Source organism: Pseudomonas sp. P39-UII1, from assembly GCF_039672635.1.
Taxonomy (GTDB): Bacteria; Pseudomonadota; Gammaproteobacteria; order Pseudomonadales; family Pseudomonadaceae; genus Aquipseudomonas.
Genome location: NZ_JBDFPP010000012.1, coordinates 116584 through 129050, shown reverse-complemented (window position 1 = coordinate 129050; position 12467 = coordinate 116584). Strand labels below are relative to the sequence as shown.

The 12467-nt window shown below is 64.6% G+C and carries 10 protein-coding genes and 1 tRNA gene; 7 read left to right on the top strand and 4 right to left on the bottom strand.

Annotated features, from left to right (window positions below; genetic code table 11):
- Window positions 1–47 precede the first annotated feature (47 nt).
- From ABEH27_RS16810 to ABEH27_RS16800, 3 genes are all read right to left on the bottom strand, one after another.
- Entirely contained in the window at window positions 48–503 is a 456-nt protein-coding gene (locus tag ABEH27_RS16810) for a heme-binding protein (RefSeq protein ID WP_346614702.1), read from the bottom strand.
- Window positions 504–679: 176 nt separating this feature from the next.
- Window positions 680–952 carry a DUF3077 domain-containing protein gene (locus ABEH27_RS16805; protein ID WP_346614683.1) on the bottom strand — a complete coding sequence of 91 codons (273 nt, stop codon included), beginning with the start codon at window positions 950–952 and terminating at the stop codon, window positions 680–682.
- A 4-nt stretch (window positions 953–956) separates the two neighbouring features.
- Window positions 957–1226 (bottom strand): hypothetical protein, encoded by a 270-nt coding sequence (locus tag ABEH27_RS16800; RefSeq protein WP_346614682.1) that lies wholly within the window; start codon window positions 1224–1226, stop codon window positions 957–959.
- A gap of 856 nt (window positions 1227–2082) precedes the next feature.
- Here ABEH27_RS16800 and fdnG point away from each other — a divergent pair.
- From fdnG to ABEH27_RS16765, 7 genes are all read left to right on the top strand, one after another.
- Window positions 2083–5151, top strand: coding sequence for a formate dehydrogenase-N subunit alpha (gene fdnG / locus ABEH27_RS16795; RefSeq protein WP_346614681.1), 3069 nt, complete (start codon window positions 2083–2085; stop codon window positions 5149–5151).
- A complete protein-coding gene (fdxH, locus tag ABEH27_RS16790) occupies window positions 5151–6101 on the top strand; it encodes a formate dehydrogenase subunit beta (RefSeq protein ID WP_346614680.1) in 951 nt (316 codons plus the stop codon). Before fdnG ends, fdxH begins: the two co-directional genes overlap by 1 nt.
- A complete protein-coding gene (locus ABEH27_RS16785) occupies window positions 6098–6754 on the top strand; it encodes a formate dehydrogenase subunit gamma (RefSeq protein ID WP_346614679.1) in 657 nt (218 codons plus the stop codon). The genes fdxH and ABEH27_RS16785 overlap by 4 nt, the downstream gene beginning before the upstream one ends.
- Window positions 6755–6758: 4 nt before the next feature.
- Window positions 6759–7685 (top strand): formate dehydrogenase accessory protein FdhE, encoded by a 927-nt coding sequence (gene fdhE / locus ABEH27_RS16780; RefSeq protein ID WP_346614678.1) that lies wholly within the window; start codon window positions 6759–6761, stop codon window positions 7683–7685.
- Between the two features lie 147 nt (window positions 7686–7832).
- Entirely contained in the window at window positions 7833–9260 is a 1428-nt protein-coding gene (gene selA, locus ABEH27_RS16775; protein ID WP_346614677.1) for an L-seryl-tRNA(Sec) selenium transferase, read from the top strand.
- Window positions 9257–11179: a selenocysteine-specific translation elongation factor gene (gene selB, locus ABEH27_RS16770; RefSeq protein ID WP_346614701.1), complete on the top strand. Its 1923-nt coding sequence runs from the start codon at window positions 9257–9259 to the stop codon at window positions 11177–11179. Before selA ends, selB begins: the two co-directional genes overlap by 4 nt.
- A gap of 6 nt (window positions 11180–11185) precedes the next feature.
- Window positions 11186–11281: transfer RNA gene (locus tag ABEH27_RS16765), tRNA-Sec, on the top strand.
- Between the two features lie 124 nt (window positions 11282–11405).
- On the opposite strand, the gene ABEH27_RS16760 is transcribed toward ABEH27_RS16765, so the two are convergent.
- On the bottom strand, window positions 11406–12395 hold the full coding sequence (locus ABEH27_RS16760; RefSeq protein ID WP_346614676.1) for an asparaginase: 990 nt from the start codon (window positions 12393–12395) through the stop codon (window positions 11406–11408).
- Between the last annotated feature and the right edge of the window lie 72 nt (window positions 12396–12467).

The window sequence follows — 12467 nt, the reverse complement described above, 5'->3', positions numbered from 1 at the left end:
ACACCAGAAACCCAGGGCATTTGCCCTGGGTTTTTTCATGCGTGAGTTCAGGCCCCGCTATCCAGCGCGGCCTGGGCAAATTCCGCGTCCAGCTCAGGCGTTGCACCGCTGATACCGATACCGCCAATGTGTTCGCCGTTCGCGTCCAGGATCGGCAGGCCGCCACCCAGTAGCGTGAAACCTGGCAGTGACGCATATGGGTTTGCTGGCAGTGCAGCGCTTCGCGCTGCGAGCGCGCTGGACGAAAAGGGGAAGCGGGCGGAGGTCGACGCCTTGAGTTGTGCGACTTTTATGCTGCCGCTGCTGGTGCCGTCCATGCGGTGGAAGTGCTTCAAGTTGCCATGGTTGTCGACAATGCTGATGACAATGGCAAACCCCTGAGCGCGGGCTGCTCGTTCTGCGGCAGCGGCCATTGCTCGGGCCGCTTCTGCAGTGATGGCTGGCGCTGGTATGGGTTTTACAGCTTCAGCCAGCGCCGGTGCTGCCAGTAACAGCCAAAACATGAAGAGTGTGACACGGCCGTAGTTCGTATTCATGTGAGCACCATCCCTAGGTTTTTTCGCGAACCTAGCAAGGGGTTAGCGCTCTTGGATGTAGTCCGTTTCCGAAATTGATGTGCGGTTACTGGATGGCAGCTGATGGCCCAACCGCCGACAAGCGAGCGATCGGGCCCTTGGGGTCAATGCAGCCTGTTCTTGGCTATCTCGATATCGTTCATCAGCGCCTTTGCCAACGCGCTCAGATAATCCGCCGCGCCCAGCAACTTGTGGTCATCCTCCATATCCCCTTCACGAACAAGATGCCTGATGTAGCCCAGCAGCACGGAGACCTGTTCGTACGCACCGTCGATGGGAACACCAGGCTGCACGCGTAGGAGGTCGATCGGTGGGTTGCCCACATCGAGAAAGGTCGCCACGCCGACGGTTGTAAGCGGTTTGGGTTGGTCCGCCATGTCGTCAATCCTCGCCCCGTTGGCTGTAGAGCCGATCGTGAACGTGCTCCACCAGTGAGTGGGCGATCTCGCTGGCATGCATGGCATTGCTCAGCATGTTCATGCCGGGTTCGCCCGCCCGAGCTCTGCAGTGTTCGTCGATGGTTTCGATGACGCCGCGTAACAGTTCGCTCACGTGGGCCAGGGCGTCGGGTGGGTACATGTCGGCTTGGACGGTGAAGAATGGGGTGGTGATGGGTTTGCGGCGGGGTGGGTCGGGGACGATCTTTTTCATGGCGTAATTCCGGAGTTCTCAGTAATAAACTGCCGCCTGAATCTTTCTCACGGGCTAGGTGGCAGCCGTACGTGGGGTGAGAAACCGAGGAGAATTACGCCAAAAGACTCGGCCAGGACGAAGCCTGCCCACGTACGGCCACCATAACGGTGCTGCGTAAATATCTCTGTCGGGTTCTCACGCCCGGTCGCCTAAACGACCCGAAAACGTTATCCCTGAGGCGTTTCCCCGACAACAGCGACACTTCAGCAGCGCGCGTAGGATAATTCGCAAGCATGCTAATCCTGAAGCATTTGGTTTCAGGTTCAGAAATGTCTTACGGAAGATGGATTTTTTGCGTGTGGTCGCATGGCAGGAAATGGGGTGGGGGCCGATGTGTTTGGCTCAAAACATTCAGCGCCCATGAAATCGAGCGCCGCCCGCGCGGCGCATCGCGGGCAAGCCCGCTCCTACATTTGTTGCAACGTGCCGTTCCAGTCGGGCCATGGTTGCTCGCCTTGGCGCATGGCCCAAGACTGGCGGGGCGGCGGCAGCGCCAGCCGAAAAATCGCGTCGTGCCGACAAGGCTGACAACTATGGCCTGTCAGGCCATGGCACGTTGCAACAAATGTAGGAGCGGGCTTGCCCGCGATGCGCCGCGCGGGCGGCGCTCGATTTACGCATCACCCTAAAACCCAAGCCATGCACCTGGCGGCCATAACGCCCCCATCACCAACCACCCACGTGACCCAAGTCACCACACCTTCCCGATTCTTGACTAGTCTTACCCATTGGCGGCCAGCAAAAACCCGCCACCGTGACTACCAAGAGGCGCCGGCCATGTTCCGTGCGTCCACCACCTGATCAGGAGTGCACGATGGACCTCAACCGTCGGCAGTTCTTCAAGGTCGCCGCCGTCGGCCTTGGAGGCTCTAGCCTGGCGGCGTTGGGCATGGCCCCGACGCCGGCCTTCGCCGAGCAGGTGCGCCACTTCAAGCTGGCGCATACCAAAGAAACCCGTAACACCTGCCCCTACTGCTCGGTCGGCTGCGGCCTGATCATGTACAGCCAGGGCGATGCGGGCAAGAACGTCAAACAGAACATCATCCACATCGAAGGCGATGCCGACCACCCGGTCAACCGCGGCACCCTGTGCCCGAAAGGCGCGGGCCTGCTGGACTTTATCCACAGCCCTAGCCGCCTGCAGTACCCCGAGGTACGCAAGGCAGGCAGCAATGAATGGGTGCGGGTGAGTTGGGACGAGGCGCTCGACCGCGTCGCCGACCTGATGAAACAGGACCGGGACGCCAACTTCATCGAGAAGAACGCCCAGGGGCAGACCGTCAACCGCTGGCTCACCACCGGTTTTCTCGCTGCCTCCGCCGCCTCCAGCGAGGCAGGCTACCTGACCCACAAGGTCGTACGCGCAACTGGCATGCTGGGGTTCGATAACCAGGCTCGTGTCTGACACGGCCCGACGGTGGCAAGTCTTGCCCCGACGTACGGCCGTGGCGCCATGACCAACCACTGGTCAGATATCGCCAACGCGAATCTGGTCCTGGTGATGGGTGGCAACGCAGCAGAAGCGCATCCGTGCGGCTTCAAATGGGTGACCGAGGCCAAAGCGCACAACAAGGCGCGGCTGATCGTGGTCGACCCACGGTTTACCCGTACCGCCTCGGTGGCGGATTACTACGCGCCGATTCGTACCGGCAGCGACATCGCCTTCATGGGCGGGCTGATCAACTACCTGCTGAGCACTGACAAGATTCAGCACGAGTACGTGCGCAACTACACCGACGTGTCGTTCATCGTCAAAGAAACCTATGGCTTCGAGGACGGGCTGTTCAGCGGCTACGACGCGGCCAAACGTGTGTATGCCGACAAGTCCGGCTGGGGTTATGAGCTGGGCGAGGATGGCTTCGCCAAGGTCGACCCGACCCTGCAGCACCCGCGTTGCGTGTTCCAGCTGATGAAGCAGCACTACAGCCGCTACACCCCCGAACTGGCGAGCATGACCTGTGGCATGCCGCAGGACGCCATGATGAAAATCTGGGAAGAGATCGCCACTTGCTCGGTACCGGGCAAGACCATGACGATCCTCTACGCGCTGGGCTGGACGCAGCATTCGATTGGCGCGCAGATCATCCGCAGTGCGGCCATGGTCCAGCTGCTGCTGGGCAACGTCGGCATGCCGGGTGGCGGGGTCAACGCCTTGCGTGGGCACTCCAATATCCAGGGCCTGACCGACCTCGGCCTGTTGTCCAACTCGCTGCCGGGCTACCTGACGCTTGCCGGCGATGCCGAGCAGGACTACGCCACTTTCATCGACAAGCGCGCCTCCAAGCCGCTGCGCCCGGGGCAGCTTTCCTACTGGCAGAACTACGGCAAGTTCCACGTCAGCCTGATGAAGGCCTGGTACGGCGCCAACGCCACGGCGGAAAACAACTGGGGCTACGACTGGTTGCCCAAACTCGACGTGCCGGCCTATGACGTGCTGCGCATGTTCGAGATGATGGGCCAGGGCAAGGTGAACGGTTACATCTGCCAAGGCTTCAACCCGATCGCCGCGCTGCCGGATAAAAACCGCGTCACCGCGGCACTGGCCAAGCTCAAGTGGCTGGTCATCATGGACCCGCTGGCCACCGAGACGTCGGAGTTCTGGCGCAACGCCGGGCCGTTCAACGACGTCGACACGGCCAATATCCAGACCGAAGTGATCCGCCTGCCCACCACCTGCTTCGCCGAGGAGGACGGCTCGCTGGTCAACAGCAGCCGCTGGCTGCAGTGGCACTGGAAGGGCGCCGACGGCCCGGGCGAGACGCGCACCGACGTGCACATCATGAGCGAGCTGTTCCTGCGCATGCGCCAACGCTACCAGACCGAGGGCGGCGCTTACCCCGATGCCATGATGAACATCAGCTGGCCGTACAAAGTCCCTGAAGAGCCTTCACCTGAAGAGCTGGCCAAGGAAATGAACGGCTGGGCCGTGGCCGACGTCACCGACCCGAGCGGCGCGGTGATCAAGGCTGGCCAACAGCTGGCGGGCTTCGGCCAGCTCAAGGACGACGGCAGCACGGCGTCTGGCTGCTGGATCTTCGCCGGCAGCTGGACCGAGCAGGGCAACCAGATGGCGCGTCGCGACAACAGCGACCCGTATGGCATGCACCAGGTGCAGAACTGGGCCTGGGCCTGGCCGGCCAACCGCCGCATCCTCTACAACCGCGCCTCCAGCGACCCGCAAGGCAAGCCCTGGGACCCGGAGAAGAAGCGCCTGGTGTGGTGGAACGGCAAGGCCTGGACCGGTACCGACGTGCCCGACTTCAAGGTCGACTCGCCACCGGAAGCAGGGATGAACCCATTCATCATGAACCCCGAAGGTGTGGCGCGGTTCTTTGCCATCGACAAGATGGCCGAAGGCCCGTTCCCCGAACACTATGAGCCGTTCGAGACGCCCATCGGCATCAACCCGCTGCATCCGCAGAACAAGAAGGCCACCAGCAACCCGGCCGGGCGGATCTTCGATTCGGTGTGGGACACCCTCGGCACGCACGACGAATTCCCCTACGCGGCGACTACCTATCGGCTGACCGAGCACTTCCACTTCTGGAGCAAGCATTGCCGGCTCAATGCGATCGCCCAGCCCGAGCAGTTCGTCGAGATCGGCGAGGTGCTGGCCAACGAGAAGGGCATCACGGCTGGCGACCGGGTGCGGGTGTCGAGCAAGCGCGGGCATATCGATGCGGTGGCGGTGGTGACCAAGCGGATTCGCCCGCTGCAGGTCAACAACCAGACCGTGCACCAGATCGGCATCCCGCTGCACTGGGGCTTCACCGGTGCCACCCGGCATGGCTACCTGACCAACACCCTGGTGCCATTCCTGGGTGACGGCAACACGCAGACGCCGGAGTCCAAGTCGTTCCTCGTCAAAGTGGAGAAACTCTGATGGCCAGCCAAGACATCATTGCCCGCTCGGCCACCACCACCGTACCGCCCTCGGTACGCCAGCAGCAGGAAGTCGCCAAGCTGATCGACACCACCAAGTGCATCGGCTGCAAGGCCTGCCAGGTGGCGTGTTCGGAGTGGAACGAACTGCGTGACGAGGTCGGTCACAACCACGGCACCTACGACAACCCCCAGGACCTCACCGCCGAGACCTGGACCCTGATGCGCTTCACCGAGCACGAGCGCGACGACGGTAACCTGGAGTGGCTGATCCGCAAGGACGGCTGCATGCACTGCGCCGACCCCGGTTGCCTGAAGGCCTGCCCGAGCCCGGGGGCGATCATCAAGCACGCCAACGGCATCGTCGACTTCAACCAGGACCACTGCATCGGTTGCGGCTACTGCATCACCGGCTGCCCGTTCAATATCCCGCGCATCTCGCAGAAGGACCACAAGGCATACAAGTGCACGCTTTGTTCCGACCGCGTGAGCGTGGGCCTGGAGCCCGCCTGCGTGAAAACCTGCCCGACCGGGGCGATCGTGTTCGGCAGCAAGGACGAAATGAAGGTGCATGCCGCCGAGCGCATCGTCGACCTCAAGTCGCGCGGCTACGACAACGCCGGGCTGTACGACCCGGACGGGGTCGGCGGTACGCATGTGATGTACGTGCTGCACCATGCCGACACGCCCAGGTTGTATGCCGGCTTGCCGGACCAGCCGGTGATCAGCCCGCTGGTGGGCCTGTGGAAAGGCCTCACCAAGCCGCTGGCGCTGCTGGCCATGGGCGCAGCGGTGCTGGCCGGCTTCTTCCACTACGTGCGGGTCGGCCCGCAGCGGGTCGAGGAGGACGAGCACCCTACGCCGCCCGATGCCAGCGTGCACCAGGTGGACCCGGCAGTGCATGTCTACGATCCGAAGCAGCCCGGCGGGCAAGGGGAGCAGCGGCCATGAACGACGACAAACCCATCCTGCGTTACAACGCCAACGAACGCACCAACCACTGGCTCGTCGCCATCTTGTTCTTCATGGCCGGGCTTTCCGGGCTGGCGCTGTTCCACCCGGCGCTGTTCTGGCTCAGCCATCTGTTCGGCGGTGGGCCGTGGACGCGCATCTTGCACCCGTTCATGGGCGTGGCGATGTTCGTGTTCTTCCTGTTCCTGGTTTTCAGGTTCTGGCGCGCCAACTTCATTACCGCCAACGACCGCCTGTGGCTGCGCCGCATCGACCGGGTAATGGTCAACCGCGAGGACGGCGTGCCCCCCATCGGCAAGTACAACGCCGGGCAGAAGCTGCTGTTCTGGACCCTGCTGCTGTGCATGCTGGTGTTGTTGCTCAGTGGCGTGGTGATCTGGCGCGCGTACTTCAGCCATTTCTTCGACATCGGCTCGATTCGCCTCGCGTCGCTTGCCCATGCGTTGGCGGGCTTTGTGCTGATCCTCAGCATCATCGTGCACATCTATGCCGGCATCTGGATCAAGGGCTCGATCGGCGCCATGCTGCATGGTTGGGTCAGCCGTGCCTGGGCACGCAAGCACCATGAGTTGTGGTACCGCGAAGTGACCGGTGACAAGCCGCCGAGCAATCACCGACGTAAAGAAGGATAAGCGCTTGAGCACGATACTCGAACCCGGGCAGATCGAAGCATCGGCGGTGATGCCGCCCTTTCTGCACCTGCCGCCCAAAAACCTGTTCGCCCTGCGCGCCGAGCGGCTGGAGCAGCTGGCCGAAGGCAATGCCCTAGGCGATTACCTGCGGTTTATCGCGTGGCTGTGTCGCTTCCAGCAACAGCTTGTGGATAACCCGCCTGGTGGTTTACCGGTGGCCGAAGAGCGTCAGCGCCTCTGTACAAGCCATGGCCTCCCCCCGCTTGCGGCCGATAGCCTGGTGCGCGAAGGGCCGTGGCTGGTCTGGATGCAGGCGTTGATCGATCATTTTGACGAAGAGACCAGCGGCCCGCTCGCGGCGGCGTTGCATACCCTGCGTGAAAGCGAGGCCAGCCAGCGAAAGGCGTGGGGGATCGCATTGCTTGCCGGGCAGCTCGACGCCGTGCCTGCGGCGTTGGTGCCATTCCTTGGCGCCGCGCTGCAAGCTGCCTGGTTCAGTTGGCTGCTGGCGCTGCCGTCACCCGAGCTCAAACCTTCCGCCAGCTTGGCCCAGTGCCCGGCCTGCGGCTCACCGGCCATGGCCGGGGTGGTGCGCAATCGCGGCAAGCATAATGGTTTGCGCTATCTGGCATGCTCCCTGTGTGCCTGCGAATGGCACGTGGTGCGGGTCAAGTGCGTGTACTGCGAGTCCAGCAAGGACCTGCGCTATAGCAGCCTTGAAGATGACCGCCATGCACCCGGCAAGGCGCCGCTGCGGGCGGAGTGCTGCCCGGGGTGCAATACCTACCTGAAGCAGCATTACCTGGAGAACGATGCCGCAGCCGAGCCACTGGCCGATGACCTGGCCAGCCTGGCGCTGGACATCCGGCTGGACGGGGAGGGCTTTCACCGGCTGGCGCCGAACCTGATGCTGGCGCCGGGTGGTGGGTGAGTGTCTACACTTCACAACTGAGTTGCCCTTATCGCCGGCAAGCCGGCTCCTACAGGTACTGCACCGTTCCTGCGACCGGTGCAGCCTTTGTGGGAGCCGGCTTGCCGGCGATGAAGCCCGAACAGACAATGGATAAGGTCGTACCTGATGTCTTCAAGCCTCGCCGATAACAACCCGCGCCTGCCTTCCATCGACACCCTCCTGCGCCACCCGGCCTGCCTCCCGCTGATCGACCGCCACGGCCGTGACGCCGTGCTCGCCACCCTGCGCCAGCTGCTCGACGACCTGCGCCAACCCACCCGCCTGGGCCAACTCAGCAGCGCCGAACTGGCCGCCGAAGTATTGCTTGGCCGCACCGGCGAGCGCCTGGCCATCCAGCAACGCAGCCAGGTGCGTCGCGTGTTCAACCTCACCGGCACCGTATTGCACACCAACCTCGGCCGCGCGCTGTTGCCGGAGGAGGCCATCGAAGCCATGCAGGCCGCCGCCCGCTACCCGCTCAACCTGGAGTTCGATCTGGCGACCGGCAAGCGCGGTGACCGTGACGACCTGATCGAAGGCCTGATCCGTGAGCTCACCGGCGCCGAAGCCGTCACCGTGGTCAACAACAACGCCGCCGCCGTTCTGCTGGCGCTCAACAGCCTGGGCGCACGGAAAGAAGGCATCATCTCGCGCGGCGAACTGATCGAGATCGGCGGCGCCTTCCGCATCCCCGACATCATGGCCCGCGCCGGTGTGAAACTGCACGAAATCGGCACCACCAACCGCACCCACGCCCGTGACTACGAAGCCGCCATCGGCCCCCGCACTGGGTTGTTGATGCGGGTGCATTGCAGCAATTACAGCATCCAGGGGTTCACCACCCAGGTACCCACTGCCGAGCTGGCACGCATCGCCCATCAACATGAACTGCCGCTGCTCGAAGACCTGGGCAGCGGCAGCTTGCTCGACCTTACCCGCTGGGGCCTGCCCGCCGAGCCGACCGTGCGCCAGGCCCTGGCTGATGGTGCCGACATCGTGACCTTCAGCGGTGACAAGCTGCTGGGCGGCCCGCAGGCCGGGATCATCGTCGGCCGCAAGGCGCTGATTGCCAGAATCAAGAAGAACCCGCTCAAACGTGCACTGCGTGTCGACAAGATCACCCTCGCCGCACTCGAAGCGGTGCTGGCGCTGTACCGCAACCCCGATCGGCTGGCCGAGCGCTTGCCAAGCCTGCGCCTGCTGACCCGCAGCCAGGCCGAGATCCAGGCCCAGGCCGAGCGCCTGGCACCCGTACTCAAAGCCCGTCTCGATGGGCAATGGGCGGTCAGTGTGGAGCCGGCGCTAGGCATGATCGGCAGCGGCAGCCAGCCGGTAGCCCGCTTGCCCAGCGCCGCGCTGTGCCTGCGCCCGCAGGTATCGAAGAAGCTGCGCGGGCGCAGCCTGCATGTGCTGGAGCGCGCCTTGCGCGAGCTGCCGGTGCCGGTACTCGGGCGCATCGACGATGACGCGCTATGGCTCGACCTCCGGCAGCTGGACGACGAAGCCCAATGGCTGGCGCAGCTGCCCGCCTTGCGGCTGGGGCCAGTGCAGTGATCGTTGGTACCGCCGGCCACATCGACCATGGCAAGACCGCGTTGCTCCTGGCCCTGACCGGGCAGGCCGGCGACCAGCGTCAGGAGGAGCGCGAGCGTGGCATGACCATCGACCTGGGATATCGCTATGCAGCCCTGGCCGAAGGTGCGCCACTGACCGGCTTCATCGATGTGCCGGGCCATGAGCGGTTTATCCACAACATGCTGGCCGGCGCCCACGGCATCGACGTGGTGTTGCTGGTGGTGGCGGCAGACGATGGGGTCATGCCACAGACCCGCGAGCACCTGGCGATCATCGAGCTGTTGGGCATTCCACAGGCGCTGGTGGCAATCAGCAAATGCGACCGGGTAGCGCCGGCGCGGGTAGCCGAGGTGCAGGCGCAAGTTGCCGAGCTGTTGGCGCCAGGGCCTTACGCTGATGCGCTGCAGCTGCCCCTGTCGAGCGTGACCGGCGAGGGGGTCGAGGCCCTGCGCCAGGCACTGCTCGAGGCTGACGGGCACGTGCAGCAACGCAGTTCGCGCGGTGGTTTCCGCCTGGCAGTGGACCGCGCGTTTGCCGTGACCGGTGCCGGCGTGGTCGTTACCGGCACCGCGCTGGCGGGGCGGGTCAGCGCCGGTGACACGCTGCTGTTGGGCAAGGCCGGCAAACCGGTGCGGGTACGCGGCCTGCACGCGCAGAACCAGGCGGCGCTGGTGGCGGAGGCGGGGCAGCGGGTGGCGCTGAATATCGCCGCCGAGCGCCTGGCGGTGGAGCAGGTGCACCGTGGCGACTGGTTGCTGCCTGAGTGGTTGCATGCGCCCAGTGTGCGGGTCGATATCGAGCTGCATCTGCTGGCGAGCGAGACCCGGCCTTTCGAGCACTTCAGCGCCGTCCATGTGCACCTGGGTACCCAGGATGTCACCGCCCGCGTGGCGCTGCTCGAAGGCGAGCGCCTGGTGGCAGGGCAGCGCATGTTCGCCCAGTTGATGCTCAACGCCCCGCTACAAACCGTACACGGCGATCGCCTGGTGCTGCGCGACCAGCGTGCCCAGCGCACCCTCGGCGGCGGCACGGTGCTCGACCCATTCGCGCCGAGCCGGCATCGCCGCAGTGAGGCGCGCCTGCGCCAGTTGCAGGTATTGCGCGATAGCCAAAACCTGGAGCAGGCGTTGATGGCATTGCTCGCCACCGCGCCAGGCGGGCTCGATCCGCAGCGCCTGGAGCGCCAGTTCAACCGCCTGCGTGAAACCTGGCAGTTACCGGCGCACGTGCTGGTGGTTGCCACCCGGCAGGGGCAGTTGCTGTTCGCCAAACCCCAGTGGCAAGCCCTGAAGCAACAGGTGTTGGAGCAACTGGCGCAGTTTCACGAGCAAGAGCCCGATCAGCTGGGCCCGGACCGTGACCGCCTGCGCCGCTTCGCCGCCTTGCCGATGGAGCGCCCAGCGTTCGTCAGCCTGCTGGATGAGATGCTCGGCGAAGGTACGATTGCCAGCAGTGGGCCGTGGCTGCACCTGCCTGGCCACAAGGTGCAGTTGAGCGAAGCCGACAGCGCCTTATGGGCACGGCTGCAGCCAAGATTGCAGGAAGGGCAATTCGACCCGCCCTGGGTCAGGACGCTGGCCAGCGAAGCGCAATGTGCCGAAGCGGATGTGCGCCTGCTGCTGCGCAAGTTGGCCAGGCTCGGCGTCGTGCATCAGGTAGTGCGCGACCTGTTCTACCCTGAGGCGACGCTACAGCGCATGGCAGAGCTGCTGCTGGCGCAAGCAAGTGATACGCCGATAGTGCAGGTGGCTGCGTTTCGCGATATGTTGGGCATCGGTCGCAAACGCAGTGTGCAGATTCTCGAATACTTCGACCGTATCGGCCTGACCCGCAGGGTCGCCGATCAGCGTCACATCCGCGCCGACAGCGCGCTGGCCCAGCAGCAGGCCAGGCCCTGAGTTCAAGGAAGGCAATCGCGCCCGGTGGCGCGGCCGGGCTTCAAACCCGGTTGGGGACGGCAGCCGTTCCCGGGCAGGTTCGACTCCCGCTGCCTTCCGCCAATTTCTGTGACGGTGCCGGCCTATCGCCGGCAAGCCGGCTCCCACCGGTGTCAGGCAGCACTTCAGGCCAGCGCCGTCCCTGTAGGAGCCGGCTTGCCGGCGATAGGGCCGCAACTGGCAGAATTCAGGCCCGCTCGCCGCACAGGTCCAAGGCAAACCACTGTTCTGCGGCCTCTGCATCCAGCCCGGCGCCCAGCAGCGCAAACATCTTGGCCAACGCCGCTTCACGGGTCATGCCGCCGCCACTGACCAGGCCGGCGCCGCGCAGGCGGTTGCCCGCTGCATAGGTATCGAACACCACCGAACCCTCCGGGCACTGGCTGATGGCAACCAGCAACACGCCACGCTCGCGTGCCGCGCGCAGCACGTCGAGCAAGGCTTGGTCGTCCGACGGCCCGGTGCCGCTGCCGTAGCATTCCAGCAGCAGCCCTTGCACGCCAGTGTCGAGCAGTGCGCGCAGGTGCTCGGCGTGCAAGCCGGGGAATACTGGCATCACGGCAAGGTTGACTGGCTGGCGCTGCTGACGATAACCGAGGGCGGCAGGTACCTCGGTCGCCCGCTCGCCTTCACGGTGGCGCGGCAAAGCGGCAAACGCATCGAACGCTTCGCTGCGCAGCTTCGAGGCGCGGCAGCCGTGCAGCAGCTGGCCGTGGAAGTACAGCTGCACGCCGTCCTCAAGGCCCTGCTCGAACTGGCGCAGGGCGCCGCACAGGTTGTCCCAGGCGTCGCTGCCTGGTGCGCCTGCCGGCAGCATCGAACCGGTCAGCAGCACCGGCACCGGCAACCCCAGCAACAGCAACGCCAATGCCGCGGCGCTGTACGCCAGGGTATCGGTGCCATGCAGTACCAGCACGCCGTCATGCCCGCCAACCTCTACCGCAGCCACAATGGCATCGCGCATGGCCAGCCAGTTGTGCTGCTGCATGTTGGCGCTGTCGAGCAACGGGTTCAGTTCCTGCAGCGTCCATTGCACCTGGGGTGCATCGCTCAGCTGGGCAAAGTGTTCGCGCATCCGCGCGTCGAAGCCACCGGCCGGTGCCAGGCCTTCGGCGGTTTCGAGCATGCCGATGGTGCCCCCGGTATAGAGGACGAGGAGATTCTTGACTGCACGCATGGAAAGCATCCGTAGCGGTGAGCGGATAGAAAGCAGCCGCCCACGGACGGGGCGGCTGGGCAGGGCAGGATA